The sequence below is a fragment of the Ectobacillus sp. JY-23 genome (genome assembly GCF_023022965.1).
In the GTDB taxonomy this organism is placed as follows: domain Bacteria; phylum Bacillota; class Bacilli; order Bacillales; family Bacillaceae_G; genus Ectobacillus.
This window is the reverse complement of sequence record NZ_CP095462.1, coordinates 1,363,855-1,390,585: the sequence shown is the minus strand read 5'-3', so window position 1 is coordinate 1,390,585 and position 26,731 is coordinate 1,363,855. Positions and strand designations below refer to the sequence as shown.

Genomic DNA, 26,731 nt, shown 5'->3' with positions numbered 1-26,731 from the left:
CTTTAGCACAGCCACAAAATAAAAAACGCCCCTGCTCTAAAAGCAGGGGCGAAAGTAATCGCGGTACCACCCTAACGTTATGATTTCAAATAAAAATCACCTTAATGGGATAACGGAAAGAATCCGTTCTTCGCTACTCACGAAGAAAGCTCAAGGAGTGTAATTCATGTTTCATCTTGCACTGATTTGCACCAACCATCAGCTCTCTGTTGTCATAGATGAGTCACTACTGAATTCCTGTCTACGCTCGTTCATTCATTTGTTATTTAAAGTTTTATCACAAAAGCTTTTAAGCTGTCAATCTTTTATTTTGTATTGAAAATTTTGTTAAAAACCAATATGATATGAAAATATTGAGAAAAGGGGATGTAAAATGTGGTGTTGCTCGGAACATTAGTAAACGGAGTTGCAATTATTATCGGCAGTTTGTTCGGATTGGTATTACGTAATATTTCAGAGCGGATGAAGGCAACTGTTATGCAAGGAATTGGATTGGCTGTTCTCATTTTAGGTGTCGGAATGGGCTTGAAAAGTGAGCAATTTCTTATCGTTATTAGCAGTATTGCTATTGGCTCTGCCATTGGAGAATGGTGGAATTTAGAAGAGAAATTGAATAGTTTAGGTCTATGGATTGAGAAGCGTGTGGGTGCGAAAGAAAAAGGAAATATTGCCCGGGGATTCGTTACAGCAACGCTTGTATATGTAGTGGGAGCCATGGCAATTGTCGGCGCATTGGATAGCGGTTTACGTCATGATCATACTGTATTATTTACAAAAGCCATGCTTGATGGCATTTCGGCCATTATCTTTACATCTGCGCTCGGGATTGGTGTCATGCTATCAGCAGTTCCTGTTATCTTGTATCAAGGCTTTATTGCCTTGTTTGCCACGCAAATTCAAGCATTTGTACCAGAGGTGTTAATGGATGCAATCATTTTGGAGATTACAGCTGTTGGAGGAATTATGATTGTGGCAATCGGCTTGAATATTTTGGAGGTTGTTAAGATTCGTGTGGCAAATATGCTACCAAGTTTGCTGATTGCAATTTTATTAGTAACAATCGTTAGCTTATTTTAGAAAGAGGGTGTCCCGTAGTACGGGGCACCTTTTTTGCTAACGCGTCAACAAAAATAAAACGTAATATTCTTGTGATAGGAGAGAAAAAGAAAGAATGTACAGCTATGTTTACGGCTCAAAAGACACTTGTTTTGAGTCTGAACACATACATCTTACGAGTCGTTCTAATCTTTTTGTTCGTTCTGCTACTTATGTGGAAAACGACATGGAATTAACCATTACCTTATGTAAATTATAGTCTGAAAGTTAACATTATATGGATTGACATAGTTTCAGTAATAATGTTAACCTTTTTTTATAAACAGTTAACAAAGGGGCTGAAATTTTGTCAGTTTTAACATCTTTATCCTATGAACAATTGGTGCAAAAAAACAAAGAGTACGTATGGCATCCGTTTACTCAAATGAAAGGTTATATGGAAGATGAACCGCTCATTATTGCACGGGGAGAAGGGCGAAAATTATATGATGTTCAAGGAAATGGCTATTGGGACGGTGTATCCTCTATTTGGCTGAATGTCCACGGTCACCGTGTTAAGGAGCTTGATGATGCAATTCGGGCCCAATTAGATCAAGTAGCGCATTCTACATTGCTGGGTATGGCAAACGTACCTGCTATTTTACTAGCTGAAAAATTGATAGAGATGATGCCACCAGGCTTAAAAAAAGTATTTTATTCTGATTCAGGGGCCACGGCTGTTGAGATTGCGCTTAAAATGGCGGTTCAGTACTGGCAACATAAAGGTAAGCCGCAAAAATATAAATTTATTACGATGAAGGACGCTTATCACGGCGATACAATTGGTGCTGTATCCGTTGGTGCAATTGATTTATATCATGAAACCTTTAGGTCGCTTTTGTTTCCATCCATCAAAACACCTTATCCATATTCGTACCGCTCGCCCTACAAGCAAGAAGAAATTGTAGAAAAGCACTTGAACGAGATGGAAACTGTATTACAGAACCATGGTGATGAGATTGCAGGTGTAATTGTAGAGCCGATTGTACAGGGGGCAAGCGGTATCATTGTGATGCCACCAGGGTATTTAAGTGGTTTACGAAAGCTGTGCACACACTATGGTGTATTGCTGATTGCAGATGAAGTGGCCACTGGGTTCGGTCGAACAGGAAAGATGTTTGCTTGTGAGCATGAAAGGGTGACGCCTGATTTATTGACGGCAGGGAAAGGACTAACAGGGGGCTATTTGCCTGTTGCAGTAACAGTTGCAACTGATGAAATTTATGATGCGTTTTTGGGAGAGTATGAAGAGCAAAAAACATTCTTTCATGGCCACAGCTACACAGGAAATCCACTAGGCTGCGCGGTTGCTTTGGCCAATCTAGAGCTATTTGAAAAAGAAAGGCTTCTTAACGCTGTAGAGCAAAAATCTATACATATTGCACAAAAGCTACAAGTTTTTTCGGAGCTAAAACATGTGGGAAATATACGTCAAAAAGGTTTTATGATAGGGATTGAACTGGTTAAGGATAAAGTAACAGCAGAGCCTTACAGCTGGCAGGAACGAGTTGGTGTAAAAACATGCCGCCGCGCCAAGGAATTAGGAATGCTGCTTCGTCCCCTTGGGAATGTAATTGTATTTATGCCGCCGTTAGCATCAACGGTAAGTGAACTCGACGAAATGTTAGAGATTCTATGGGAATCTATTATTGATGTGACGGAGCGAGGCTTATGAGTGGCATGTTTGTAACGGCAACAGATACAGAGGTAGGAAAAACGGTAGTGGCAGGTGCACTAGCGGGTGTACTTAGAAAAAAAGGAAAAAACATCGGTGTTTCCAAGCCGCTTCAAAGCGGCCATCTTGCCTCTGACCCAGAGGGAGACGCAAAGCGATTGCAATGCCTCTCAGGTGTAACAACAGAGGCTGAAGAAATTTGTCCCTTTTCTTTTACTACGCCTGTAGCGCCGCGTTTAGCAATGAAGTATGAGGGGGAAGAGATTACACTAAAGCAAGTGCAGGCTGCTTACGAGCATATAAGAGCATCTTTTGAGGGTGTTATTGTAGAAGGAGCGGGCGGGCTGTTGGTTCCGTACACCAAAGACGCGCTGGTAGTGGATTTTGCGAAAGCACTCGCGCTGCCGGTTCTTATTGTGGCTCGTCCTACTCTTGGAACTGTTAATCATACCGCTCTTACTATTCAATGTGCCAAAGCACATGGTCTTAGGATAGCGGGCGTTATTTTTTCAGGTCATCATAAAGAAGAGAGAAATAGTGCTGAAGAAAATCGAAGCATGATTGAAGAATTAAGTGGTGTACCGGTATTGGGGATGTTGCCATGGTTGTCTTCGCCGGAAAGAGAAATTATATTGCAAGAATTTGAAGGCGCTGTGGATGTTGATCAGCTAGGAGTGTGGTTTTCATGAGCTGGTCGCAGTACTTGCAGGATAAGCTCATTAAACTTGATAAGCAAACACAGCTCCGAGCATTGCAGACAACTGAAAACGGCTGTGACACTTGGATCAACAAGCATGGAAAAAGGCTATTGAATCTAGCGTCCAACAATTATCTTGGACTTGCCGGTGATTACAGGTTAATAGAAGCGGCGCAGGAGTCTGCCATATATGGAGCTGGCGCAACGGCCTCCAGGCTCATTGTTGGCAATCACCCTCTATATGAGGAAGCCGAACATGCAATTGCGACTTGGAAAGAAACTGAAGGCGCTTTACTGGTGGGCAGTGGATATATGGCAAATGTAGGAGCATTAGCAGCGCTTTTAAGTAAAGACGACGTAGTGTATAGTGACCGCTTGAATCACGCGAGTATTACAGACGGAATTATGTTAAGTCGAGCCCGGCATCGACGTTATCGTCATAATGACATGAATCATTTAGAACAGTTGCTGCAGCAAGACACTGAAAATAAACGCAAGCTGATTGTAACGGATACAGTATTCAGCATGGATGGAGATACGGCTTATTTACATGATTTAGTTTATCTGAAGGAGAAATACGGTGCTTTTTTAATGGTTGATGAAGCGCATGCGAGTGGTATATACGGAACTGAAGGGGCTGGTCTTGGGCATGCGTTTCGAGATGGCATAGATTTGCACATGGGAACGTGCAGTAAGGCGCTTGGTTGTAGCGGTGCATATTTAGCTGGCAGTAAAGGGGTTATCGACTATTTATTGAATACAATGCGACCGTTTATTTTTACTACCGGGATGATGCCAAGTGCAGTTGGAACGGTTATACGAGCAATTGAGATTGTAAGAACCGACACAGTTCGTAGAGAAGCACTTCTTGCTAATAGCGAATTGCTTCGAAAAGAATTAAACGAAGCTGGTGTTTGTATTGGGACTAGTACAACACAGATTGTGCCTATTATTGCAGGAAGCAATGAAGCGGCTGTGCGATGGGCATGCATGTTGCAAGAAGCTGGTATTGCCGCAGTTGCTATTCGCCCACCAACAGTGCCGGAGCATACATCCCGAGTACGCCTAACAGTAACAGCTGAACATACTGTTACAGAAATAAAGTGGGCTGTTCAACAAATAAAAGCTGTGCTTTGGCAAGATGGTGTGCTTATATGAGACCGACCTTTCTGATGCTGTCTGGCTGGGGAATGGATACGCCTGTTTGGGGGGAACTATGTTCCTATCTAACATCTTATCGAATTCGCTTCATCAATTGGCATCATATGGATGAGGTACATGAGTTTGAGCAAAGAGTGATAAAAGCAATCGCAGAGGAAGAGAATGTTATTTTAATTGGATGGTCTCTAGGAGCATTGGTTGCACTTCAAGTGGCGCAGCAAGAACAAGTGCTAGGTATTGTTCTCCTAAGTGGTACAGCACGGTTTACCAAAGCAGTCGATTATCCAGGTTGGCCAGTGTCGTTTGTCACTCGTATGAAGCGCGGTATATTGACTGACAAAATGAAGACACTGGCAAGGTTTGATACAAGCATGTTTACCGAGCAAGAGAGTATCTATTACCAAACGTTTTCGACCCTGCGTGCTAGATTTCAAGACTATGATGTCCATTCTTTATTGGTGGGTCTTTCTTACCTATTGGAAAGAGACATGAGGAACACCTTAGAAGCAATACAAACGCCGTTACTTTTATTGCATGGTGAAGCAGACAATGTATGTCCAGTTGCAGGGGCGTATTATATACAGCAAAAAACAGGTGCACGGCTGTATGTGTGGCCTGAAGTAGGGCATGCACCTCATATAACACAAGCGAGGGAGTGTGCTGATCTAATTAAACAATTTGCAGCGGAGGTTACATAATGATTGATAAAAGCCTTCTCAAAAAGCGCTTCAATAAAGCTGCCGCAACGTATGATGAATATGCGAATGTACAGAAGAAAATGGGAGATGCACTTATTAATCTGCTTCAGGTCAACAGTAAGCCGATTTCAATTTTAGAAATCGGTTGTGGAACAGGTTATGTTACAGAAAAATTGCTGAGGTTGTTTCCGCAATCTACCATAACTGCCGTAGACCTAGCCCCTGAAATGATTGCTATGGCACGTGCACGTTTAAACAGCAACCGCGTTACATTTATATGTGAGGATGTGGAGCAGCTTCGCTTGAATACTACATATAACCTCATTATTTCCAATGCTACCTTTCAATGGCTAAATGATGTATCTCAAACACTGCTACGTCTTCATGAAGTACTCCGTCCAGGTGGGAACTTACTGTTTACAATATTCGGTGAAAAAACGTTTTATGAGTTACACACGGTGTATGAGCAAGCTTGTCAAGGCATTACAAATAAAAGGATGGGACAGCGTTTTTTTACCAAAAGTGCACTCAAAGAATTATGTGATGCATACGACCATTTATGTATATCTGAAGCGTACTATGTAGAACACTTTCCAACTGTATATGAATTTTTTCACTCCGTTCGAAAAGTAGGTGCGACAAACAGTAATACGGGCTCGTATATGCAAAGTCCAAGTCTGTTCCGTCAAGTAATAGCGCTGTATGAAAAACAATTTGGGGATTATGGATACATTCCAGCTACATACCATACATTTATTTGTTCTATGAAAAAGGGGGAGAAAAAGAATGGAAACAGAAACAAAAACAAATTGGAAGCAACTCGCGCATGATGTAATTGAAGGAAAAGGAATTACGAAAGCAGACGCGCTGCACATTCTACAAACGCCGGATGAAGAAGTGTTGGAAATTATGAATGCCGCTTACATTATTCGTCATCATTACTACGGAAAAAAAGTAAAGCTGAACATGATTATTAATACAAAGTCTGGTTTATGTCCGGAGGATTGCGGTTATTGTTCTCAATCGATTGTATCCGAGGCCCCCATTGATAAATACGCATGGCTGACGAAAGAAAAAATCGTGGAGGGCGCGCAGGAAGCTATTCGCCGTAAAGCTGGTACATACTGCATCGTTGCCTCTGGACGTCGTCCAACGAATAAAGAAGTAGAGCATGTAATCAGTGCTGTACAAGAAATTAGAGACACCACAGATCTCAAGATTTGTTGTTGCCTAGGGTTTTTAAACGAAGATCATGCAAAACGGCTAGCTGAGGCGGGCGTACATCGCTACAATCATAATCTGAATACGCATGTCAACAATTATGAAAGTATTTGTTCTACACATACGTATGATGATCGTGTAGATACGGTAGAGAAAGCGAAAGGAGCAGGTATTTCTCCTTGTTCCGGCGCAATTTTTGGCATGGGAGAAACAGAGGAACAGCGTGTTGATATTGCATTTGAGTTGCAACGACTCGATGCCGACTCAATTCCTTGCAACTTTTTAGTGGCGGTCAATGGTACGCCTCTAGAAGGAAAAAAAGAATTGACGCCAATGATGTGCTTGAAAATATTAGCAATGATGCGCTTTGTTAACCCATCTAAGGAAATTCGTATTTCAGGTGGGCGTGAAGTGAATCTTCGCTTTGTGCAGCCACTAGGCTTATTTGCGGCCAATTCTATCTTTGTAGGAGACTACTTAACAACCGCAGGACAAGAACCTACAGATGATTGGAATATGATTGCTGACCTAGGATTTGAAATTGAAGAATGTGCCTTATAAATAAAAAAACTTGCGCTTTTAGAAGCGCAAATTTTTTTATTTATATTGTTACAGCAATTGCTTTAAGTTCTCTGTTTAAGTTAGCCATTTCAATAGCGGCAACAGCTGATTCCCACCCTTTGTTGCCGGCTTTTGTGCCTGCGCGTTCAATCGCTTGTTCAATTGTCTCCGTTGTGACTACCCCGAAAATAATTGGTATATCCGTTTGCATAGACACGGCGGCAACGCCTTTTGCAACTTCATTACATACGTAATCATAATGCGTCGTAGCGCCGCGAATAACAGTTCCGAGTGTAATAACCGCATCATATTTGCCGCTCGTCGCTAATTTTTTCGCGATAAGCGGAATTTCAAATGCCCCAGGTACCCAAGCAATATCAATATCCGTTTCTTCAACGCCGTGACGCTTTAAAGCGTCTGTGGCGCCGCCAAGTAGCTTGCTAGTAATAAATTCATTAAAGCGAGATACAACAATCGCAACTTTTAAACCTGTTCCAACTAAATGACCTTCAAATATCATCATATTCTCTCCTTTTATAATTGTAGTAGATGACCAAGCTTTTCGTATTTGGTATGTAAATACGCCTCATTTTCCTTTTTGGCAGGAAATTGAAGTGGAACGCGTTCTACAACTTCCAAATCATATCCTTGCAAGCCTGCAATTTTGCGTGGATTGTTGGTGAGCAGGCGAATTTTACGAACACCTAAATCTTTTAAAATTTGAGCACCAATGCCGTAGTCACGTAAATCAGCAGGGAAGCCAAGTTTATGATTGGCCTCTACCGTGTCATAGCCTTCCTCCTGTAACTTATAGGCACGCATTTTATTTAAAAGACCAATGCCACGCCCTTCTTGCCTCATGTACAGAAGTACGCCGCCTTCTTGCTGAACTCGCTCCAACGCAGCATGTAGCTGCGGTCCGCAATCGCAGCGGAACGAATGAAATACATCGCCGGTTAAGCATTCTGAATGAACCCGAACCAGGACAGGGGTTTCAGAGGTAATCTCGCCTTTAATAATAGCAATATGCTCTTTATCATCGAGTGAATTAGAATAACCAATGGCACGAAAGTCACCAAATTGTGTTGGTAGATGAATTTCTACTTCACGTGATACGAATGTTTCGTGTCGTCTACGATAGGCAATTAAATCTTGTATGGTAATCATTTTCAAGTTAAACGTCTTAGCGATGACTTGCAAGTCAGGAACACGAGCCATCGAGCCATCTTCGTTTATAATTTCGCATATGACCCCAGCTGGCGATGTACCTGCTAGCACAGCGAGGTCAACGGCAGCTTCGGTATGACCGGCCCGACGCAGAACGCCACCTGCTTTTGCGATGAGCGGAAAAATATGCCCCGGACGTTTAAAATCTGCTGGTTTGCTGTCTTGTAGCATGGCGCGAATTGTCACGGCACGCTCAAAAGCGCTGATGCCCGTTGTTGTAGAGATATGATCAATACTAACAGTAAAGGCTGTACCGTGTGAATCTGTATTATGAGCGACCATGGGTTCAAGCTGCAGTGCTGCCGCATGCTCCTCAGTAATTGGCACACATACGAGACCGCGTCCATGCGTAATCATGAAGTTAACGGTTTCCGGTGTAATATGTTCTGCCAAGGCAATAAAATCCCCTTCATTTTCACGATCTTCATCATCGCAAACAATTACCGCTTTACCGGCGCGTAAATCCTCCAACGCTTCTTCAATGCTGTGAAACATACGCTATCCCTCCTAGTAAAATCCGTTTTCCCGCAAAAAGCTTTCCGTAAGAGAAGATTGAGCGGGAGATATTATAAACTTTTCAATATATTTGCCGACAAGATCACACTCTATATTGACGATATCACCAATTCCTTTACTCCCAAGAACGGATTTATCCAAGGTGTGTGGAATTAAAGAAACGGTAATAGATGATTCATCAACCTTAAACAGCGTTAAACTAGTCCCATCTAGCGCGATAGATCCTTTTGTAATACAATACCGCAATAAATGAACAGGCAGAGAAATGCGATAGTATACAGCGTTTGCCAAAGTGCGTTTTTCAAGAATTGTTCCGATGCCGTCTACATGTCCTGATACAAAATGTCCACCAAAGCGTCCGTTCGCTACCATTGCACGTTCTAAATTTACGGAAGAACCTACTTGCAAGGTGCGTAGAGAAGTTGCCTTAACTGTTTCAGGCATCATATCTGCAGTGAAATATTGATCCGTAAATGAAGTAACGGTTAAACAAACGCCGTTTACAGCGATACTGTCCCCAAGTTGTACATCGTTAAGGACACGCTCGGCTTGTATGGTGACTTGAACGGCTAACGCATCTTTTTGAATACGTACTACCGTTCCGATTTCTTCAATAATTCCTGTGAACATAAGTTTCCTCCTTTCGACGTGCAATAAGCTTTATATCATCTCCCATTTGCTCAACAGAGGCAATATACAATTTAGGTGCATCCTGCAAGGAAAACCCGGTTCCGCCAAAAAATGTCGGTGCTTGCTGCCCACCTATTAAATGTCCGCTCATATAAATGACTAACTGATTATACATATGAGATTCTATAAAACTAGTGTGTATTTGTGATCCACCTTCAACAAATAGAGAAGAAATGCCCTGTTCATACAGCACTTGTAATAAGTTTGGAACAGAAATTCTCTCTGTGGGCATTGATAGAATTGAAGCGTAGCTTTCATATTGTCTTATTTGTTCTTCAGAGACGCGAGCCCCGGTTACAAGCCAAGTAGGTGCCGCGTTGTCATGCAGAACTTTAGCCGAAAGGGGCGTCCGTAAATGGGTATCCAGGATAATCCGAATTGGATTTTTACCACCATTTGGAAGGCGAGTAGTCAAACTAGGATTGTCTGCAATAATCGTATTTACTCCAACTAATATGGCATCATGTTGGTGACGGTATTGATGAACATCCATACGTGCTTGTGAACCTGTAATCCATTTACTTTCCCCGGTAGTAGAAGCAATTTTTCCATCTAGGCTCATTGCTGTTTTTAAAGTAACGTAAGGTTTTTTATGTTGTATGGTATGAAAAAAAATGTTATTTAGCTGTTTGGCCTCTTCGGCTAATAGTCCGGTTTCTACCATAATGCTGGCTTCCTGTAGCTTCTTTATACCAGAGCCTGCAACAAGAGGGTTATTATCTTGCGTAGCTATAACAACACGTGCAATGCCACTTTGTATAATTTGTTCTGTGCATGGCGGTGTTTTACCAAAGTGATTGCATGGTTCAAGTGTCACATATAATGTGGCTCCCTGCGCTTTTTCACCTGCCATTTGTAGTGCATGAACCTCGGCGTGCGCCTCACCTGCCCGTAAATGGGCTCCCACTCCAACAATTTCACCATTTTTGACTACGACTGCCCCCACCATAGGATTGGGATTCGTTTGTCCATTTGTCGCGGATGCGAGCTGTAGTGCCAATTTCATGTAAGTTGTATCTGTCATAAGACCACCTTCCCGTTAAAATAAAAAGCCCCTAAGGAATGTCCTTAGGGGCTTGAGAAGTGTGTTTTCAGAAATAGGAGAAAAGCGTACGACAAATAAGCCGATTATATCTGCGTTTTTTGCAGACAATCAGTGCTGTGTCTCTCTATAAATACAAGTACGATGTTCATATAGCAGTCATGACCACGCAAAAAGAAACACTGTACAAACATACCCTACTAAAGATAGAAATGTTTAGCTTGTATTTATGTAAAAAGGCAGACTTCTCCTATAAAATTGAAAACAGAATCCTTCTCCCATCCAGACTATACTGTCGGTCCCGGATTTGCACCAGGTCCACCGCCGAAGCGGGTCACGGACTAAGAAGCAAAAGCTTCATCACCGCCGGTTGGGAATTTCACCCGACCCCGAAGGATATTGTTTGCTTGTTATTATATCACAAAAAAATAGAATGAACAGAAAAAAGGTATAATAATCTGAAAGTTTTATATGAGATAAAAAGTATATGCATATAAATTGAACAACTAACTTTTTTGGGGGATAGGAGAGAAAAATTGGTGATATGTAGTTGCTGTTATGTAAACAACTTATAGTACGAATTGACAAATAATAGATACTTAGGTCATAGTGAATAGCAGAAAAGTGTGAGAGAAGAGGTTGATTTGTGAAATATATTGTAGTTGGTATAGCTGGTGCCGTTGGAGCACTGCTGCGATATGCACTAAGTTTGTATGTACATATACCTTGGCTGTTCGGTTTTCCTGTCGCAACATGGGTTGCGAATATGAGCGGCAGCTTTCTGTTGGCGTGGCTTACAGCACGAATATTTGAGCGACCTGGTATGCACCCATATGTTGCACCTGCTGTTGGAACAGGTTTAGTAGGATCGTTTACAACGTTTTCGACGTTTAGTATGGAAGTGGTCACTTTATGGCAACATCAAGCGTATTTACTAATGGTGGTATATATGACAATGAGCGCATGGGGCGGATTTTATATGGCTTGGCTTGGTTTGTATGTCGCAAAAAAAGCGATGGTTGTGTCATGAATATACTGTTAGTGGCACTTGGGGGGAGTCTTGGAGCTGTTTTGCGATTTCTCATTGGTAACATAATCCGCACGAGGTCTCGTTCTCATTTTCCATACGGAACTTTAATTGTGAATTTCGTTGGTTCATTTCTATTGGGGGTATTATTGTCTTATGGGATACAAGAAAAGGAGCGCTTGTTATTGGCTGTAGGGTTTATGGGAGCATTTACAACGTTTTCAACGTTTCAAGTTGAATGTGTGAGGCTATATCAAAAGAAACAATATAGAATTGTGTCATGGTATATTTTCAGTAGTTATATACTATGCATCGGTGCAGCATATTTCGGTTTTTATGTCGCTCATTAAAAAAAGATCTTGCAAGCAAGACCTTTTTTTCAATGAAATGCAGCTTAGTCAGCTGGCTGCTCTGGTGCGCGAACTGCAGATTGGAATTTGCCTTTATGAGCTCCGTCACAAAATGGCATGTTACCGGAAAGACCACAGCGACACAAAGAAAAAGCAGGCTTTGCAGGAAATGGATTACCTGCGCCGTCTAATAATTCTACATCACCGGTAATGCGAATAGAGCCGTTGTCGTTTACTTTTATTTGTACCTTTGTCATGTTTTCGCTCCTTATCCATTATACGTTATTATTTCATTGCTACGATGTACGTGTTTGCAAGCTTATTTCTATAGTATCATAATCCTGCTTATAGATGTGTTGTAATTTGATATATGTTTGGAATATAAGCTTATCATGTTACAATGTATACTATAACGATTTATACTATTATTGCTGTTGCACATGAGCATGCAATTTTATTGAACAAGGTGATAAATCATGAATGAAACGATGCATACACTCAAAAACGTTGCCACTGAGCGAACATGGGTGTCTTTTTTACACAATGATCATCCGTACAGTTTGCTGCACTGGTCAATTGCCGGTACGCAAACCGAGCAAAAGGACATATGGTTATTACAAGATGAAGTATCGTTCGAAGCAAAAGAATTTCAGAACTTGGATGAAGCAATTTTTTGGATTGGCGAACATATGAATGTAATGAGGGACGAGCTCGCATAAGCTGTCCCTCATTTTTCTATATATGTGGCTAAAAATCTGTCAATGGCTTCTTCATATGCTTCTGTGTTTTCTTCATATGATAATGCATGCGCACCATTTTCAGCTAAAAAAAGTTGCTTAGGACCTTGTTTGTGGTGATACAATTCTTCTGTCATAGCCGCTAAAATGTAGTCGTCAGGCTTGCTGTGAATAAAAAGCACCGGATTTTTAATACGGTCTACACAGCGAATAGGGGAAACCTCATCAATATGATAGCCATCTCTTATTTTTAACAGTGAACCAGCTAAAGGTAGCAAAGGCCAAGATGGAAGCTTAAATTCTACGTGTAAACGATAAGACAGCTGTGCCCGAAAATCAGAGAAAGGACAGTCAGCAATATAAAAATCAGCCCCATCTTCGATATCACCAGCGTATTGAAGCAGTGTGGCAGCTCCCATGGACTCACCATGAATGCCGATAAGTTTATCGGCCCCGAACTTCATTTTTACCCAATCCACTACGGCTTTTAAATCATGTTTTTCATAGTAGCCGTAACTGGTAGTCTTACCACCGGAACTCCCGTGTCTGCGATGATCATAGATAATTACATTGAACCCGCGCTTTAAAAACAAATTGCTGTATTTAATTGAATTTATCTTATTTACTGTCACCCCATGGCAAAAAATCATATATTTATCAGCTTGCTTGGCTGGTATATAGTAGGCGTGTATGCCGTATCCGAATGGGGAGCTAATTAAAACTTCTTCTTTGGGCAGGCTTTCAAAATCCTCTAATGTAAAATGTTTATTTGTTTCGCGTATTAAAATTTCTTTGTTAGTTTTTTTCTTGATATACATAATCTTATTAGTGAAAAAATAGATTAATCCAAGCATTCCTCCAGTTAGAACTGCTAAAATGCGTGCGATATTTCTCATGTATCATCCCTCCGCCCTTATTTTACCAAAAAATACGTATAGAAGCGAATCAGAGCATATTAATATTGTTTAATATGTTGCATATATTTTATATGAAGCAGATATATGTTTTGGAATATATAAAATGTTCTAAAAGGGAAAACTTGCTGTAGGAAACGGGTAACTCATATGAAAAGAGGGACCTTAATAGATGGGGTGTGTTAAAACCGGATATGAATTCAACAGGAACCTAATAGTATTATGTGAACGCAGGTAAAGAGGTGAGGCTGTGCGGATAGGAGAGATTATTGAAAGGCTAAATAGAAAAGAATCGTTGGCCGTTATTGCTAAACAAGTGGGACTCACACCTTACACATTGTCTAGAAGATTAAGGTTGCTTGGCTACGAATATGATCGTACGAAGAAGAAGAGAGTGTTTGTGGGAGAGGGAAAAGAGCCTCTGGAACAACACTTGTCCAATCTGCTTTCTTACCCGCATACACAAGTCGATTACCAACGCCTTATGTATGAAGAACTACAACAGATTCGCCTATTACTTACAAAGCCGTTGTCTCCGCCTCCTATATATCAAGATGTTATAAAGCGAAGAAGAACCTTTTCTATTAGCGAAGAGGTACTTGCTCATTTAGATGAAAGAGCCAAAATGACTGGCAAAACGAAATCTCAGATTGTGGAAGAAGCGCTTAAAGAATGGTTGTAAGTATAACTATATAAAAACAAATTGCTTGTTCAACACGGCAGAAAAACAAAGTGTAAGAACTGCTCATCTATGCATATGATTTTACGCGGCAGTCCTTAACCGCAACTACACATCGCTCGTTCGTCTCTGCCATTTGAAAAGAATGTCTGTTTTTCTAGTTGTACTTATATAAAAAACCGCGATATATACTCGCGGTTTTTTCCTTAGTTTTTCAATTGAATACGTCCTTCAATTTGAGCGGAGATAGGTTCTTTGGATACTTTTACATAGTTTACAAGTGCGTCTAAATCCACTGGACCTGGTACGATGTTTGTTGCCCTTGTGAATGGTGTAAATCCATCACCACCAGCAGCGATAAACGCGTTTGCCACAACCGTATATGTTTTCTCGTCAGTTACCAATTCGCCGTTTGATAGTTTAATATCCAGAATGCGAGAACCCATTGGTGCGGTAGCATCCCAAGTATAGGTCATTCCTGAAATTTGAAGCATACGTGTTTTACCTACTTGCCATTGCATATTTAAAATGTCACGAATATCTTTACCTGTTAACGTGAGCTTACGCAGCTCGTTACCAAACGGTTGAATGTTGTATAATTCACCCCACGTAATGTCGCCTGCATCTAAGTCATTACGGATACCACCTGGATTCATCAATGCGATATCACCATTCATCGCAAGGCGCTGTGCATCAGCAATTAGATTACCTAGAGCGGATTCTCCTGCCGCGCTTTGCGTACGATTCATAGCAACCGCCGATTTACCTACAACTTCGTTTACAAGTGGAGCAACCTGCTGTGCGTATTGTTCTACCATAGCTTTAATTTGCGGATCAGGTTGAATTGCATCGCGATATGTGGTAACAACTTCGCCTTTTTTCGCTACAACATCTTTTGTTTTGCGGTCAATCGTTAAATCAACATCTACAAAAGCAGAGCCGTAAGAATTACCTTGCACCAAAAGCTTTCCGTTAACTGTACCGTTTACGTAGGCGTGATTATGACCACCGAAGATTACGTCAATTTCCTCATCTGTTTTATACGCAAGATCAACCATCTCGCCAGTCGTATTGCCTGATGCATCTGTTACGCCCGGATTGTGAGCAAGCACCACAATGGTTTCAACTCCCATTCGCTTTAATACTTTGGCATATTTGTTAATTGCTTCCGCTTCATCTGTAAATTTCACGCTTTCAATCATTGTGGGCATAACGATATTTTGTGTATCTTTTGTTACAACACCTATAAAGCCGATTTTTACACCTTTTACATTCTTTACAGCGAACGGAGGCAGTAGAGGTTGACCTGTTTTCTTATCCACTGCGTTTGCTGCAATATATGGGAAGCTTGCACCTTCAAAATTCCCAGTTTTCTCGTGATATCCGCCGTAAAGAAGTCGTTTTAATTCTGTTACACCTTCATCAAATTCATGATTACCTAATGTTCCGATGTCAAAGCCTAATGTGTTTAAAATATTAATCGTTGGTTCATCTTGTAATAAAGCTGAAATAGGAGGGCTCCCCCCAACCATATCGCCGGCATGTACTAATAGAGTATTAGGATTTTGTTTTTCGCGTTCACGTAGGTAAGCTGCTAGGTAGTCTACACCGCCTGCTTCTCTCCCATTTACTTTCGTAATTGTGGTCAACTGACCGTGAAAATCATTAATTCCCAATAACTGAACGTCAATGTTTCGGTGATCTGATTCATTATTTTGATTGGCTGGCGCGGCCATTGCTGTAGAGACAGCTAATGCGCTCGTTAATGCGGCAACCGGAATGACCTTTTTCCACATGTAGTTTATTCCCCCTACTTATTAGTTTGACATCATACGACATTTATTTTAATAGATTTATAGGGATTAAACCACATAATTTTCGTTCTTTTATAAATATTTACAAAATTTTTTCTAATAGTTAATAAAGTTTATGGAATAAAGTTTCAAAAGTAGTGTATATGGAGAAAAGGTATGTAAAACATGTTGTACTTATATCGTTTGATATTCGAGTAAGTATATGGGAAAATGAACATTGATTTTGATAGGGAGGGTGATTGAAATGAAAAAGAAAAAACAACAGAAGTTAACAACAGCTCACAATGAATCGCAAGCGATACATGTAAAGGACAGATTAAATGATGATTTGATTCAAAAGTTAAAGGGAAAACAAAAAAGATTAACGGAAAAATTGGAACAAGAACGCATTGCTGAAATAGAGCGCAAACAGCGTGAAGCGAAAGAAAAAGAAAAGAATAAAACATTTGAAGAGTTATTTTCAGAAAGTAACTTGTCTTGGAAAGATTTTAAGTAAAGGTAAAGTTCACTTTCGTTGACTTTGTGTTCTAAATATTGATTAAATGGCAAAGAAGGATTTTATTTTTAGGAGGGATATCATGATTCCAACAGTAACATTACATAATGGTGTAAGCATGCCGGTTTTGGGCTTAGGTGTTTGGAAGGTTACCGAAAAAGAACAATTAAAGAACGCTGTTAAAGCGGCATTAGACGCCGGATACCGAGCTATTGATACAGCTGCAGTATATGGGAACGAAACTGAGGTTGGGGAAGCTATTCGTGAATCTGGCGTACCGCGTGAGGAGTTGTTTATTACAACAAAAGTCTGGAATAGCGATCAAGGCTACGAAACCACAATAGCAGCATTTGAAGCTAGCTTACAAAAACTTGGTTTGGATTATGTAGATTTATATTTGGTACACTGGCCTGTAAAAGGGAAGTATGTGGATACATATCGTGCTCTAGAAAAGTTATATGAAGATGGAAGAGTGCGGTCAATCGGGGTGTCGAACTTTCATATTCACCATTTAGAAGATGTAATGAATAATGCGAAAGTGAAACCGATGGTGAATCAAATTGAGTTACATCCAAAACTTGCACAAACAGAAATTCGTGCGTTTTGTCGTGAGCATGGTATTGCTGTAGAAGCATGGAGTCCGCTTATGCAGGGCGGTGAAATTTTTGAAAATGAAGTGATTGCACAGCTTGCCGAAAAATACGGTAAAACCCCTGCACAAATTGTACTGCGCTGGGATGTGCAAAGCGGTATTATTACCATTCCAAAATCCGTAACACCATCTCGTATCCAAGAGAACTGTGATATTTTTGATTTTGAATTATCTGCAGAAGATATGGAAAAAATCGACGCATTGAATGAAAATCGCCGAGTAGGTCCTGATCCTGACAACTTCGATTTCTAAAAAAGAAAAAACCAAAGTATAAGCGCTTTGGTTTTTCTTCATTTCATATATGTATAAGGATAGTTTTTGATATAAAAGCAGTAATATGAGAAAATGGAACAACAATCTGTACGTATATTGTGATGAAAGAGGGACTATTATGCATGCTATCGAATCTACAACTAAGTTAAGCAATGGTGTTGATATGCCCTGGCTTGGTCTTGGTGTATATAAAGCACAAGAAGGTAATGAAGTCAAAACAGCTGTGCGCACTGCTTTAGAAGTGGGGTATCGTGCAATTGATACAGCGGCTATTTATGAGAATGAGAGCGGTGTAGGAGAAGCATTGCGCGAATCTGGTGTGGCACGAAACGATGTGTTTCTAACCACAAAGCTCTGGAATGCTGACCAAGGTTATGAATCTACATTGCGAGCGTTTGATGAGAGTTTACGTAAACTTGGTACAGACTATATAGATCTATATTTGGTGCATTGGCCTGTAAAAGGGAAATATGTAGATACATATCGTGCTATGGAGAGATTGTATCGAGATGGAAGAGTACGAGCAATTGGTGTATCCAATTTTCATATCCATCATTTAGAAGAGTTGTTGGCCAATTGTGAAATCAAACCTATGGTCAATCAAGTAGAATTGCACCCCATGCTTTCACAGTTGGAATTGCGTCAATTCTGTTCGCAGCGTGATATTCAAATGGAAGCGTGGAGTCCTTTAATGAAAGGTGGAGCAATTTTTTTGCATCCGCTTATACGTGAGTTAGCTGAGAAGTATGGTAAAACACCCGCCCAAATTATATTGCGCTGGGATATACAAAGTGATATTGTGACTATTCCAAAATCTGTAACACCAGAGCGGATACGAGAAAATAGTCAAATTTTTGATTTTATGATCTCTCATGAAGATATGAAACGAATTGATGCATTAAATGAAAATAAACGTGTAGGAACAAATCCTGAGAAATATGACATAATGGAATAAAGCTTGCCAAGTGGCAAGCTTTATCATTTGAGATAATCCTCTTTCTTAGAGAGTTCAATCTCTATGTAAAGTATATATATCTTGCTTTGTCAGCTGTTGTAATTGTTTATATTCTATAGCTGTCAACGGTGCACCGAGATGCGTGTTTTCTTGTACCTGCATCACTGAGCTTGCACCTGGAATTACGGAAGCTACAACAGGTTGATGAAGACAATAGCGTAAAGCTACTTCTCCAACTGATCGATTTCCAGTTAGGTTGTGGATGTGGGGCAGTATTTCTTGTAATTCTTCAGTGCTATATGATAAATAGCCGGATTCCTTGATTCTTTGCGCACCGCTATTTGTTAATAAGCCTTTCGCCAGAGGACCTCGTGCAATTACACTGATGTTATGTTCGGTCAATAGAGGAAACAGTTCTTCAGGACGGCGGTTGAGCAGGCTGTATTCCATTAACACGCTGACAATATTCGAACGTGATACATATTCTTTTATCACATTGGGGCGAATGGAAGAAATACCGTAATACCGAATCCAGCCTTCTTGTTGTAATTCTTCAAACGCTTCGATCGTTTCATCTATGTAATCTTCAATTGTGCCACCATGTAGCTGATATAAATCAATATAATCTGTACCTAATCGTTGCAAGCTGCTTTTAACTTGCTCTTTTATATATGCTTTAGATGGGTCCCAGAACCAACCATTTTTGTCTTCCTTCCACCGATTTCCCACTTTTGTGGCCAATATAATTTGATCTCGTTTACCTTTCAAAGCCGTGCCTATAATCTCTTCATTCATGCCGTAATCATATAAATCCGCTGTATCTAAAAAGTTAATGCCTTGTTCAATTGCTGTATCAATAATACGGAGCGCTTTCTGCTTCTCTGTGCCAAGCGACATACAGCCTAATCCGACTTCACTAACCCATAATTCTGATGTACCGAGCTGTCGTTTTTGCATTCTAAATCCTCCTTACTACTATGGCTATGTTGATGATGTGTATATAGAGTGTTATCTAACCACTCTGTCATCAGTGTATGCTCTCCCTGATATTTTCGCAAGAAACTGCAAATCTCTATTGCTGTTCCAATCAATACTACTCGTCTTTTATACGAATATATGTCCATAAACTTCCTCCTAGGTTAAATGTGGTAAAATGTATGTAGGCTTTTGTTGACATAGAACAAGGAGGAAGCAAATATGAGTGGATTTGAAGAAAAAACAATACATACCACCCCTATTTACACAGGGCGGGTAATTTCTGTGCAAGTAGATGATGTAACACTACCGAACGGTGCAGTTAGTAAACGAGAATTGGTCAAACATCCTGGAGCAGTAGCCGTAATTGCTGTGAACGAAGAAGGGAAAATCATTTTTGTAGAGCAGTATCGAAAAGCGATGGAAAAGCATCTGATAGAGATTCCAGCGGGAAAGCTAGAAGCAGGAGAGGCTCCTGTCGATACAGCAGTAAGAGAGTTAGAAGAAGAAACTGGATACGCTTGTGATCAGATGGAGCTGTTGATTTCCTTTTACACATCACCAGGATTTGCTGATGAAATAGTATATTTATATGAAGCAAAAGGTCTAAAGAAACTTGAGGAAAAAGCGGCACTAGACGAAGATGAGTTCGTTACATTAATGGAGCTTACGATAGATGAGGCGCTGGCGCTTATTCGTGAAGAACGCATTCATGATGCTAAAACCATTCTCGCCATTCAATATTTGCAGCTAAAAGAATTGACAAAGATGTAAGCGCAAAAAGAATGATGTGCAAGTTTATCTATTCTTTTAAATAGAAGTTTGTAACATATTTTGCAAGGTCTGTCTCATATACTCTATAAGAATCTCTTAGAAATCAAAAAGTGATAGGGATAAAAGAGAGAGAGAGGGATCGATGTTGCATAAAACTTGGCAAGACAAGGTAGCTGTACATGTACAGGAGCATTCGTCTTTATACGTGTTTGTCTCTGTTTTGTTGCTAATGGGAGTAATATTTGGCGCTGTACTGGTGAATAGTCTGCAGGAAGGTCAAAAGCAAGATCTTTATTTTTATTTAAGTCGTTTCTTTGGACAAGTCTCAGAAGGTAAATTTGTAAGTGCAGTGGAAGTGTTTAAAGAGAGTTATTTTTCACATTTAAAATACATTGGCTTTATATGGCTACTTGGTGTATCGGTCATTGGGCTTCCTCTTATCTTTATTTTGTTGTTTTTAAAAGGTGTGGTAGTTGGATTTACGGTTGGCTTTTTGGTCAGTCAGTTGGGCTGGAATGGCTTTTTATTAGCATTTGTAGCGGTACTACCTCAAAACTTAGTTATTATGCCTGTATTTTTATTTATGACCGTCGCGGCTGCCGGTTTTTCTCTTCGTATGATTAGACATCAATTTATTAGACGAATGCATGAGCCTCTTTTGCCGGTGTTAGTGAAATATACAGGTATTTTCTTAGTTATAGGTTGCATCTTAGTGGGGGCATCTGCTGTCGAAGCTTATGTTTCTCCTGTGTTTATGAAGGGAATTATAGAAGGTATTCAAAAGAAATAACGAATAAAAATGAAGAAGAAACAACAAACGCTTGCTACTTGTATATTTTGTTTTGACACCCCCTCTTCTTTTGATATAATGGTGTAAGAGTGGCGAGGAGGGAAGTACGGAATGGAAGAAAGAATAGAACGAATTAAGAAGCAGCTGCATGCGGCGAGCTATAAATTAACACCTCAGCGTGAAGCAACTGTACGTGTGCTTCTTGAAAATGAAGAAGATCATTTAAGCGCGGAAGATGTGTACCTCCTTGTAAAAGAAAAATCGCCTGAAATTGGACTTGCGACTGTATATCGTACACTGGAGTTATTAACCGAATTAAAGATCGTTGACAAAATCAATTTTGGTGACGGTGTCTCACGCTACGATCTTCGTCAAGAAGGAGCATCTAGATTCCATCACCATCTTATTTGTACCGAATGCGGTTCGGTCGAAGAAATACAAGAAGACCTTCTTGGAGAAGTTGAAAAAAAAGTTGAAGCAAATTGGAAATTTAAAGTCAAAGATCATCGATTGACATTTCATGGCATTTGTCGTTCTTGTCAAAATATTTATGAATAAAACCTCTTTCTGATCAGAAAGAGGTTTTTTGCATACCTACCATGTATAAAGCCAACTAGGCTTGGCATATGTTGTAATAAAACAAAGTGTTTGCATCAGCAGTGTTGCTGATGGAAGTTGAATCGATTAGGTATTTGCAGACGTTACTCGCCCACTTGTACATCTCCGTGCGGCTCGTCAGGAAGTGGGATTTGGTCTGATACTAGTTGATATACTAAACATATGGAGGCATGGGTATGCGTAAGGTAATGAGTGTATTATTTGATGTAATCAAAGTATTCATCTTATTTATGGGTTGTACGATTATGTTTTATTTCGCTATACTATGGATAAATGAGGAATATCAAAACTATCACCGTTACAAACAGCCACAGAACGAATCCGTAGAACAAGTTTCCGGGACACCTTCTGACGGTTGGGTGAGTCGGGTGATTTTCTTTTATGAAAACGGGGAGTAGAGACCATTGAAAGATGCTTTACAAGATTTTATTCATTATATGATTGTGGAAAAAGGTTTGGCACAAAATACAATTGTCGCTTACGAGCGTGATTTAAAGGGATATATACAATATGTTCAAAAAGTAGAGCAGATTGTATCCTGGCAAGAAGTGCAACGATCTCATATTGTCGCATTTTTGCATCACTTAAAGATGCAGAGTAAATCTTCAAAAACATTGGCGCGTCATATTGCTTCTATTCGTTCGTTTCATCAATTTATGCTACGCGAGCATATTGCAGAACATGATCCGTCTGTTCATATTGAAACGCCGCAAGCGGAGCGAAAACTGCCCAAAGTATTATCTGTTGTAGAAGTCGAAGGCCTCTTGCAGGCGCCTGACCATACACCATTTGGAATTCGAGACAAGGCTATGCTTGAGTTGTTATATGCCACAGGACTTCGTGTGTCCGAGCTTATTAATTTGGATTTGGCTGATGTACATATTACAATGGGATTTGTGCGTTGTGTTGGCAAAGGAAATAAAGAGCGTATTATCCCGCTTGGTCGCTTAGCTACGGAGGCTATATCTACATACATAGAACGAGGGAGAACTAGCTTGTTGGGAAGACATACTACAAATGCTTTGTTTTTAAATCATCAAGGTAATCGCTTGACGAGACAAGGATTTTGGAAGATTTTAAAGAAACTTGCTCAAAAGGCTAACATTCAAAAAGATTTAACACCTCATACCCTTCGTCATTCCTTTGCAACCCATTTGCTTGAGAATGGCGCTGATTTACGAGCAGTACAGGAAATGTTAGGACATGCTGATATTTCTACTACGCAAATTTATACACATGTGTCTAAGGTTCGTTTAAAAGATGTATATAAGCAGTTTCATCCAAGAGCGTAGGGAAACCTACGCTCTTCACAATTTCCTCACAAATTGTTCGCATTTAATTTCCAATTCTAAGCTACTTGGGCAGTAGACAGATTTTCATAACGGGCTATACTTGTTGATAGAGGAGGACGATGACGTGAAAAAACTAATTATAGCAATAAGTTTGATGCTAGTTTTGACCGCTTGTGGCAAAGATGAGAGCAAAAATAACGTGACAAATGAGATACCAAAAGAGGTAAAGGTAGAGGTGAAAACGAAACCTGAACAAGTTTTGCCGAATACTTCTACTGAAATTCAGGCCATTGTTACGCAAGATGGGAAAACTATTGATGATGCTGAAGTTAAATTTGAGATATGGAAAGAGGGCTCTGAAAAGCACGACATGATTGCTGCTACATACAAACAAGGTATGTACACAATAGACAAAACCTTTTTGGAAGCTGGTATGTACAATATAGTAGCGCATACGAATGCAAAGGATATGCATGTAATGCCGAAGGTACAGGTACAAGTAGGAACTACAGAAGAAACTCAGCAAGGGCATGTGCATGAGCACGGTAATAGCGATGTGTCTATCCACTTTATGGCCGATAAATTGGTAACGGGTCAATCAGCTGATATAAAGGCCCATATTACGCAAAAAAACGCTGCATTAACAGCTGCCAATGTCCAATTTGAAATTTGGCAAGAAGGTAATGAAAAACACGAATACGTGCGTGCCACAGAAAGTGTTAAAGGGGAATATGTGGCAGCACCTATTTTCAAAGCAGCTGGCACTTATATTGTAAAAGTGCACGTGGAAAAAGGAGATATCCACGAACACACAGAACAAAAAGTGCAAGTACAGTAAACCTTCACAATTGTGAAGGTTTTTTGTGTAGGAGAGCGAATGTATTCCGTATTGGACATCGCAGCAAGAATGTTAAGCAGAAAGGTGGGGAGCAATGCGGAAATACAAACACATAGGTGTTGGTTTAATTTTCGTACTTATATTGATAATAGTGTGGCGTTGGTATGAAGAAAAGAAAGTTGTTATCGTATTAGATCCCGGACACGGTGGAATTTATCCAGGATTTGAAAAAGATGGTGTGCTTGAAAAGGATATTGTCTTAGGGGTTTCACAATATGTACGCACTGAACTGCAAAATAAAGGTTATACAGTTTATATGACACGGGAAGGGGATAAACTTTGTGATGAAGGGGGATACGTACAAGACTTAGCATGTCGACCTAAACTGAGTAGAAAAAAGCATGCAGATGTATTTATTAGCATACATGCTAACGGCTTTAATGATAGTAATGTCAGAGGAGCCGAGGTGTATTATTTTATCCCGTTTCGTGATAAGCAGCTAGCTGAAAAAATTGGATATCATCACACAAAAGAAACTGATATGCCGCTTCGTTATATAAAGTTTGGGAATTACAAAGTACTTCGTGAAACACTTGTACCCTCAGTGTTAGTAGAAATAGGATATTTGACTAATAAAGAAGATATGAAATTACTGATTCAAGATGATTTTAAAAGAAAAGCAGCAATAGGAATTGCTTCAGGTATTGAGGAATTTTTACGAAATCAGCGCAAATAAGAGACGGTTTTCCTTTTATACGTCTCTCTTATTTGTCTGACAGTAAGCAATGCGTTATAATAAGCAAGTCAAAATTGTTGTGAATATACTTAAAAAGCGGTGTAAAAGAAAGCGTAAACATGATATGATATAAGTAGATGATGTCTGACATCTGACTTAAAAAATTGAGTAACTATTTGGCAGTTTCGTACATACTAACTAAAAACAGGAGGGACGCATAAATGAATACATACAAACGTATCTTTTTAATCGTAATGGACTCCGTTGGCATAGGAGAGGCACCTGATGCTGAAAAATACGGAGATAAGGGTGCCAACACACTGGGACATATTGCTGAACACATGAATGGATTACATATGCCAAATATGGCTAAATTAGGGCTTGGTAATATTGGCACTGTTAAAGGTGTTGAGCGTACCGCGCAACCATTAGCATGCTATACAAAGATGGAAGAAAAGTCAGCAGGTAAAGATACGATGACGGGTCATTGGGAGATTATGGGCCTTTACATTGATACGCCATTTCGTGTATTTCCCGATGGTTTTCCAAAAGAGTTACTAGATGAATTAGAGAAGCAATCTGGAAGAAAAATTATTGGGAATAAACCCGCATCCGGTACGGAGATTTTAGATGAGCTTGGCAAGGAGCATATGGAAACAGGCGACTTAATCGTGTACACATCTGCCGATAGTGTGTTACAAATTGCTGCACATGAAGAAATTGTACCACTTGAAGAATTATATAAGATTTGTAAGATTGCTCGGGAGCTTACCTTAGATGAGAAATATATGGTTGGTCGTATTATTGCTCGTCCGTTTGTTGGAGAGCCGGGTGCATTTAAACGTACAGCAAACCGACATGATTATGCACTGAAGCCGTTTGGTAGAACTGTTATGAATGAGTTACAGGACGGTGGTTATGATGTAATCGCAATTGGAAAGATTTCCGATATTTATGATAATGAGGGCGTTACCAAAGCACTCCGCACAAAATCTAATATGGATGGTATGGACAAATTAATAGATACCCTTCATATGGATTTTAAAGGCTTAAGCTTTGTAAATCTTGTAGACTTTGATGCGTTGTTCGGACATCGCCGCGATCCACAGGGCTACGGTGAAGCGTTAGAAGAATATGATACACGTTTGGCTGAGGTACTAAACAAGCTAAATGATGATGATTTGCTGTTAATTACAGCTGATCATGGTAACGATCCTGTTCATCCTGGAACCGATCATACACGTGAGTATGTTCCTTTATTAGCATATAGTCCATCTATGAAGGGTGGCAAGGAAATTTCGGTTCGTCGTACTTTTGCTGATGTGGGTGCCACAGTAGCAGAAAACTTTGGTGTCAAAATGCCACAGTACGGAGAAAGCTTCTTAAAAGATTTACAATAGGGGGAGATAAAATGAGAGAGCATATTGAAACAGCGGCAGCATATTTAAAGAAAAAGTATGGAACTGTACCTGTTGTAGGTTTAATTTTGGGTTCAGGATTAGGGGTATTGGCTGATGAGATTGAATCTGCAGTCAAAGTACCATATGAGGAAATTCCTGAGTTTCCTGTGTCTACAGTAGAAGGTCATGCAGGACAACTTGTATTTGGAACCTTGCGCGGTGTTCCAGTTGTGGCTATGCAAGGACGCTTTCATTATTATGAGGGATATGATATGCAAAAAGTCACATTCCCTGTTCGGGTTATGAAAGCGATGGGAGTAGAAAAGTTAATTGTCACAAATGCAGCTGGTGGTGTAAATACATCATTTGCTCCAGGAGATTTAATGATTTTATCTGATCATATCAATTTCATGGGTACAAATCCGTTAATTGGTCCTAATGAAGCGGCATTCGGTGTACGTTTCCCTGATATGTCAGAAGCGTATTGCAAAGAGCTTCGCCATTTAGCGAAGAATGCAGCAGCGCGTTTACATATGTCGGTACAAGAAGGTGTGTACTTAGCTGTTACGGGTCCTACATATGAGACACCTGCTGAGATTCGTATGTTCCGTACACTTGGTGCAGATGCAGTGGGCATGTCTACTGTACCAGAAGTAATTGTAGCTCGTCATGCAGGAATGAAGGTTCTTGGTATTTCTTGTATTTCCAATATGGCAGCAGGTATTTTAGAACAGCCGCTCCATCATGGTGAAGTAATTGAAACCACGGAGCGCGTGAAAGCGAATTTCTTGGCTCTTGTTAAAGAATTAGTAAGCGAAATGAAATAAG

32 protein-coding genes, 1 riboswitch and 1 other annotated feature are annotated in these 26,731 nt (G+C 40.1%); of the genes, 23 read left to right on the top strand and 9 right to left on the bottom strand.

The genetic code is table 11. The features are described 5' to 3' along the window. Positions 1-41: 41 nt before the first annotated feature. Positions 42-253, bottom strand: a binding site (T-box leader). A 122-nt stretch (positions 254-375) separates the two neighbouring features. The 7 genes from MUG87_RS07230 to bioB all read left to right on the top strand — a co-directional run bounded on the left by MUG87_RS07230 (position 376) and on the right by bioB (position 7,108). Then, positions 376-1,077 carry a DUF554 domain-containing protein gene (locus MUG87_RS07230; RefSeq protein WP_247086828.1) on the top strand — a complete coding sequence of 234 codons (702 nt, stop codon included), beginning with the start codon at positions 376-378 and terminating at the stop codon, positions 1,075-1,077. A gap of 325 nt (positions 1,078-1,402) precedes the next feature. Further along, entirely contained in the window at positions 1,403-2,770 is a 1,368-nt protein-coding gene (bioA, locus tag MUG87_RS07225; protein WP_247086827.1) for an adenosylmethionine--8-amino-7-oxononanoate transaminase, read from the top strand. After that, positions 2,767-3,459: a dethiobiotin synthase gene (bioD, locus tag MUG87_RS07220; RefSeq protein ID WP_247086826.1), complete on the top strand. Its 693-nt coding sequence runs from the start codon at positions 2,767-2,769 to the stop codon at positions 3,457-3,459. Before bioA ends, bioD begins: the two co-directional genes overlap by 4 nt. Then, complete coding sequence (gene bioF / locus MUG87_RS07215) at positions 3,456-4,625, top strand: 8-amino-7-oxononanoate synthase (RefSeq protein ID WP_247086825.1); 1,170 nt, start codon at positions 3,456-3,458, stop codon at positions 4,623-4,625. The genes bioD and bioF overlap by 4 nt, the downstream gene beginning before the upstream one ends. Further along, positions 4,622-5,326, top strand: coding sequence for an alpha/beta fold hydrolase (locus MUG87_RS07210; protein ID WP_247086824.1), 705 nt, complete (start codon positions 4,622-4,624; stop codon positions 5,324-5,326). The genes bioF and MUG87_RS07210 overlap by 4 nt, the downstream gene beginning before the upstream one ends. After that, positions 5,326-6,156 carry a malonyl-ACP O-methyltransferase BioC gene (gene bioC / locus MUG87_RS07205; protein ID WP_247086823.1) on the top strand — a complete coding sequence of 277 codons (831 nt, stop codon included), beginning with the start codon at positions 5,326-5,328 and terminating at the stop codon, positions 6,154-6,156. Before MUG87_RS07210 ends, bioC begins: the two co-directional genes overlap by 1 nt. Next, positions 6,113-7,108, top strand: coding sequence for a biotin synthase BioB (gene bioB, locus MUG87_RS07200; protein ID WP_124563501.1), 996 nt, complete (start codon positions 6,113-6,115; stop codon positions 7,106-7,108). Before bioC ends, bioB begins: the two co-directional genes overlap by 44 nt. 40 nt (positions 7,109-7,148) lie before the next feature. On the opposite strand, the gene ribE (MUG87_RS07195) is transcribed toward bioB, so the two are convergent. From ribE (MUG87_RS07195) to ribD, 4 genes are read right to left on the bottom strand one after another with little or no spacing between them, the layout of a single operon-like run. Beyond that, the gene (gene ribE, locus MUG87_RS07195; protein WP_124563559.1) at positions 7,149-7,628 is read right to left on the bottom strand and encodes a 6,7-dimethyl-8-ribityllumazine synthase; all 480 of its coding nucleotides are present in this window, start codon (positions 7,626-7,628) and stop codon (positions 7,149-7,151) included. A gap of 14 nt (positions 7,629-7,642) precedes the next feature. After that, a complete protein-coding gene (locus MUG87_RS07190) occupies positions 7,643-8,830 on the bottom strand; it encodes a bifunctional 3,4-dihydroxy-2-butanone-4-phosphate synthase/GTP cyclohydrolase II (RefSeq protein ID WP_247086822.1) in 1,188 nt (395 codons plus the stop codon). A gap of 12 nt (positions 8,831-8,842) precedes the next feature. Continuing rightward, on the bottom strand, positions 8,843-9,481 hold the full coding sequence (gene ribE, locus MUG87_RS07185) for a riboflavin synthase (RefSeq protein WP_247086821.1): 639 nt from the start codon (positions 9,479-9,481) through the stop codon (positions 8,843-8,845). Further along, positions 9,462-10,565 carry a bifunctional diaminohydroxyphosphoribosylaminopyrimidine deaminase/5-amino-6-(5-phosphoribosylamino)uracil reductase RibD gene (gene ribD / locus MUG87_RS07180; RefSeq protein WP_247086820.1) on the bottom strand — a complete coding sequence of 368 codons (1,104 nt, stop codon included), beginning with the start codon at positions 10,563-10,565 and terminating at the stop codon, positions 9,462-9,464. Before ribD ends, ribE (MUG87_RS07185) begins: the two co-directional genes overlap by 20 nt. A gap of 284 nt (positions 10,566-10,849) precedes the next feature. Further along, positions 10,850-10,984, bottom strand: a riboswitch (FMN riboswitch). A gap of 245 nt (positions 10,985-11,229) precedes the next feature. Between ribD and MUG87_RS07175 the strand changes: the two genes are divergently transcribed. Continuing rightward, positions 11,230-11,613: a fluoride efflux transporter FluC gene (locus MUG87_RS07175; RefSeq protein WP_247086819.1), complete on the top strand. Its 384-nt coding sequence runs from the start codon at positions 11,230-11,232 to the stop codon at positions 11,611-11,613. Continuing rightward, positions 11,610-11,960 carry a fluoride efflux transporter CrcB gene (gene crcB, locus MUG87_RS07170; protein WP_247086818.1) on the top strand — a complete coding sequence of 117 codons (351 nt, stop codon included), beginning with the start codon at positions 11,610-11,612 and terminating at the stop codon, positions 11,958-11,960. Before MUG87_RS07175 ends, crcB begins: the two co-directional genes overlap by 4 nt. 44 nt (positions 11,961-12,004) lie before the next feature. Here the strand turns inward: crcB and MUG87_RS07165 are convergent, their stop codons facing one another. Beyond that, on the bottom strand, positions 12,005-12,217 hold the full coding sequence (locus MUG87_RS07165) for a CDGSH iron-sulfur domain-containing protein (protein ID WP_247086817.1): 213 nt from the start codon (positions 12,215-12,217) through the stop codon (positions 12,005-12,007). Positions 12,218-12,436: 219 nt separating this feature from the next. Here MUG87_RS07165 and MUG87_RS07160 point away from each other — a divergent pair, with 219 nt between their 5' ends. Continuing rightward, entirely contained in the window at positions 12,437-12,679 is a 243-nt protein-coding gene (locus tag MUG87_RS07160; protein WP_247086816.1) for a DUF2552 family protein, read from the top strand. A gap of 8 nt (positions 12,680-12,687) precedes the next feature. Here the strand turns inward: MUG87_RS07160 and MUG87_RS07155 are convergent, their stop codons facing one another. Further along, the gene (locus MUG87_RS07155; protein ID WP_247086815.1) at positions 12,688-13,593 is read right to left on the bottom strand and encodes an alpha/beta hydrolase; all 906 of its coding nucleotides are present in this window, start codon (positions 13,591-13,593) and stop codon (positions 12,688-12,690) included. A gap of 268 nt (positions 13,594-13,861) precedes the next feature. Between MUG87_RS07155 and MUG87_RS07150 the strand changes: the two genes are divergently transcribed. Continuing rightward, a complete protein-coding gene (locus MUG87_RS07150; RefSeq protein WP_247086814.1) occupies positions 13,862-14,293 on the top strand; it encodes a ribbon-helix-helix domain-containing protein in 432 nt (143 codons plus the stop codon). A gap of 203 nt (positions 14,294-14,496) precedes the next feature. Here MUG87_RS07150 and MUG87_RS07145 read toward each other — a convergent pair whose 3' ends face one another. After that, positions 14,497-16,086, bottom strand: a complete 1,590-nt coding sequence (locus MUG87_RS07145) for a bifunctional metallophosphatase/5'-nucleotidase (RefSeq protein ID WP_247086813.1) — start codon at positions 16,084-16,086, stop codon at positions 14,497-14,499. 262 nt (positions 16,087-16,348) lie between these two features. Between MUG87_RS07145 and MUG87_RS07140 the strand changes: the two genes are divergently transcribed. From MUG87_RS07140 to MUG87_RS07130, 3 genes are all read left to right on the top strand, one after another. Then, positions 16,349-16,600 (top strand): YqkE family protein, encoded by a 252-nt coding sequence (locus MUG87_RS07140; RefSeq protein WP_247086812.1) that lies wholly within the window; start codon positions 16,349-16,351, stop codon positions 16,598-16,600. A 79-nt stretch (positions 16,601-16,679) separates the two neighbouring features. Continuing rightward, entirely contained in the window at positions 16,680-17,504 is an 825-nt protein-coding gene (locus MUG87_RS07135; RefSeq protein WP_281503697.1) for an aldo/keto reductase, read from the top strand. 139 nt (positions 17,505-17,643) lie between these two features. Next, positions 17,644-18,480 (top strand): aldo/keto reductase, encoded by an 837-nt coding sequence (locus MUG87_RS07130; protein ID WP_281503682.1) that lies wholly within the window; start codon positions 17,644-17,646, stop codon positions 18,478-18,480. Positions 18,481-18,534: 54 nt separating this feature from the next. Here MUG87_RS07130 and MUG87_RS07125 read toward each other — a convergent pair whose 3' ends face one another. Together MUG87_RS07125 and mciZ are read right to left on the bottom strand one after the other, a co-directional pair. Beyond that, positions 18,535-19,437, bottom strand: a complete 903-nt coding sequence (locus MUG87_RS07125) for an aldo/keto reductase (protein WP_247086810.1) — start codon at positions 19,435-19,437, stop codon at positions 18,535-18,537. Next, positions 19,383-19,604 (bottom strand): Z-ring formation inhibitor MciZ, encoded by a 222-nt coding sequence (gene mciZ, locus MUG87_RS19685; RefSeq protein WP_368042562.1) that lies wholly within the window; start codon positions 19,602-19,604, stop codon positions 19,383-19,385. The genes MUG87_RS07125 and mciZ overlap by 55 nt, the downstream gene beginning before the upstream one ends. Before the next feature lie 73 nt (positions 19,605-19,677). Here mciZ and MUG87_RS07120 point away from each other — a divergent pair, with 73 nt between their 5' ends. The 9 genes from MUG87_RS07120 (at position 19,678) to MUG87_RS07080 (ending at position 26,730) form a co-directional block, all read left to right on the top strand. Further along, entirely contained in the window at positions 19,678-20,229 is a 552-nt protein-coding gene (locus MUG87_RS07120) for an NUDIX hydrolase (protein ID WP_247086809.1), read from the top strand. Between the two features lie 142 nt (positions 20,230-20,371). Further along, positions 20,372-21,019 (top strand): stage II sporulation protein M, encoded by a 648-nt coding sequence (gene spoIIM / locus MUG87_RS07115; protein ID WP_247086808.1) that lies wholly within the window; start codon positions 20,372-20,374, stop codon positions 21,017-21,019. 111 nt (positions 21,020-21,130) lie between these two features. Further along, a complete protein-coding gene (locus MUG87_RS07110; RefSeq protein ID WP_247086807.1) occupies positions 21,131-21,577 on the top strand; it encodes a ferric iron uptake transcriptional regulator in 447 nt (148 codons plus the stop codon). A gap of 236 nt (positions 21,578-21,813) precedes the next feature. After that, on the top strand, positions 21,814-22,035 hold the full coding sequence (locus tag MUG87_RS07105) for a YqzK family protein (protein ID WP_247086806.1): 222 nt from the start codon (positions 21,814-21,816) through the stop codon (positions 22,033-22,035). Positions 22,036-22,041: 6 nt separating this feature from the next. After that, the gene (gene xerD, locus MUG87_RS07100) at positions 22,042-22,929 is read left to right on the top strand and encodes a site-specific tyrosine recombinase XerD (protein ID WP_247086805.1); all 888 of its coding nucleotides are present in this window, start codon (positions 22,042-22,044) and stop codon (positions 22,927-22,929) included. A gap of 124 nt (positions 22,930-23,053) precedes the next feature. Further along, positions 23,054-23,767 carry a FixH family protein gene (locus tag MUG87_RS07095; protein WP_247086804.1) on the top strand — a complete coding sequence of 238 codons (714 nt, stop codon included), beginning with the start codon at positions 23,054-23,056 and terminating at the stop codon, positions 23,765-23,767. A gap of 94 nt (positions 23,768-23,861) precedes the next feature. Further along, the gene (locus MUG87_RS07090) at positions 23,862-24,503 is read left to right on the top strand and encodes an N-acetylmuramoyl-L-alanine amidase family protein (protein WP_247086803.1); all 642 of its coding nucleotides are present in this window, start codon (positions 23,862-23,864) and stop codon (positions 24,501-24,503) included. 221 nt (positions 24,504-24,724) lie between these two features. Further along, a complete protein-coding gene (gene deoB, locus MUG87_RS07085; protein ID WP_247086802.1) occupies positions 24,725-25,903 on the top strand; it encodes a phosphopentomutase in 1,179 nt (392 codons plus the stop codon). Positions 25,904-25,914: 11 nt separating this feature from the next. Next, positions 25,915-26,730, top strand: coding sequence for a purine-nucleoside phosphorylase (locus MUG87_RS07080; RefSeq protein ID WP_247086801.1), 816 nt, complete (start codon positions 25,915-25,917; stop codon positions 26,728-26,730). The last annotated feature ends 1 nt before the right edge of the window (position 26,731 follow it).

Bases quoted from the DNA above. Each gene is read 5' to 3' on its own strand.
- MUG87_RS07120 (WP_247086809.1), top strand. From the start codon at position 19,678: ATGAGTGGATTTGAAGAAAAAACAATACATACCACCCCTATTTACACA.
- ribE (WP_247086821.1), bottom strand. From the start codon at position 9,481: ATGTTCACAGGAATTATTGAAGAAATCGGAACGGTAGTACGTATTCAA.
- spoIIM (WP_247086808.1), top strand. From the start codon at position 20,372: ATGTTGCATAAAACTTGGCAAGACAAGGTAGCTGTACATGTACAGGAG.
- MUG87_RS07140 (WP_247086812.1), top strand. From the start codon at position 16,349: ATGAAAAAGAAAAAACAACAGAAGTTAACAACAGCTCACAATGAATCG.
- MUG87_RS07155 (WP_247086815.1), bottom strand. From the start codon at position 13,593: ATGAGAAATATCGCACGCATTTTAGCAGTTCTAACTGGAGGAATGCTT.
- MUG87_RS07145 (WP_247086813.1), bottom strand. From the start codon at position 16,086: ATGTGGAAAAAGGTCATTCCGGTTGCCGCATTAACGAGCGCATTAGCT.
- mciZ (WP_368042562.1), bottom strand. From the start codon at position 19,604: ATGGACATATATTCGTATAAAAGACGAGTAGTATTGATTGGAACAGCA.
- MUG87_RS07130 (WP_281503682.1), top strand. From the start codon at position 17,644: ATGCATGCTATCGAATCTACAACTAAGTTAAGCAATGGTGTTGATATG.
- MUG87_RS07080 (WP_247086801.1), top strand. From the start codon at position 25,915: ATGAGAGAGCATATTGAAACAGCGGCAGCATATTTAAAGAAAAAGTAT.
- MUG87_RS07190 (WP_247086822.1), bottom strand. From the start codon at position 8,830: ATGTTTCACAGCATTGAAGAAGCGTTGGAGGATTTACGCGCCGGTAAA.
- MUG87_RS07165 (WP_247086817.1), bottom strand. From the start codon at position 12,217: ATGACAAAGGTACAAATAAAAGTAAACGACAACGGCTCTATTCGCATT.
- MUG87_RS07125 (WP_247086810.1), bottom strand. From the start codon at position 19,437: ATGCAAAAACGACAGCTCGGTACATCAGAATTATGGGTTAGTGAAGTC.
- MUG87_RS07160 (WP_247086816.1), top strand. From the start codon at position 12,437: ATGAATGAAACGATGCATACACTCAAAAACGTTGCCACTGAGCGAACA.
- ribD (WP_247086820.1), bottom strand. From the start codon at position 10,565: ATGACAGATACAACTTACATGAAATTGGCACTACAGCTCGCATCCGCG.
- bioF (WP_247086825.1), top strand. From the start codon at position 3,456: ATGAGCTGGTCGCAGTACTTGCAGGATAAGCTCATTAAACTTGATAAG.
- bioC (WP_247086823.1), top strand. From the start codon at position 5,326: ATGATTGATAAAAGCCTTCTCAAAAAGCGCTTCAATAAAGCTGCCGCA.
- bioB (WP_124563501.1), top strand. From the start codon at position 6,113: ATGGAAACAGAAACAAAAACAAATTGGAAGCAACTCGCGCATGATGTA.
- MUG87_RS07090 (WP_247086803.1), top strand. From the start codon at position 23,862: ATGCGGAAATACAAACACATAGGTGTTGGTTTAATTTTCGTACTTATA.
- MUG87_RS07105 (WP_247086806.1), top strand. From the start codon at position 21,814: ATGCGTAAGGTAATGAGTGTATTATTTGATGTAATCAAAGTATTCATC.
- MUG87_RS07210 (WP_247086824.1), top strand. From the start codon at position 4,622: ATGAGACCGACCTTTCTGATGCTGTCTGGCTGGGGAATGGATACGCCT.
- MUG87_RS07110 (WP_247086807.1), top strand. From the start codon at position 21,131: ATGGAAGAAAGAATAGAACGAATTAAGAAGCAGCTGCATGCGGCGAGC.
- ribE (WP_124563559.1), bottom strand. From the start codon at position 7,628: ATGATATTTGAAGGTCATTTAGTTGGAACAGGTTTAAAAGTTGCGATT.
- crcB (WP_247086818.1), top strand. From the start codon at position 11,610: ATGAATATACTGTTAGTGGCACTTGGGGGGAGTCTTGGAGCTGTTTTG.
- deoB (WP_247086802.1), top strand. From the start codon at position 24,725: ATGAATACATACAAACGTATCTTTTTAATCGTAATGGACTCCGTTGGC.
- bioD (WP_247086826.1), top strand. From the start codon at position 2,767: ATGAGTGGCATGTTTGTAACGGCAACAGATACAGAGGTAGGAAAAACG.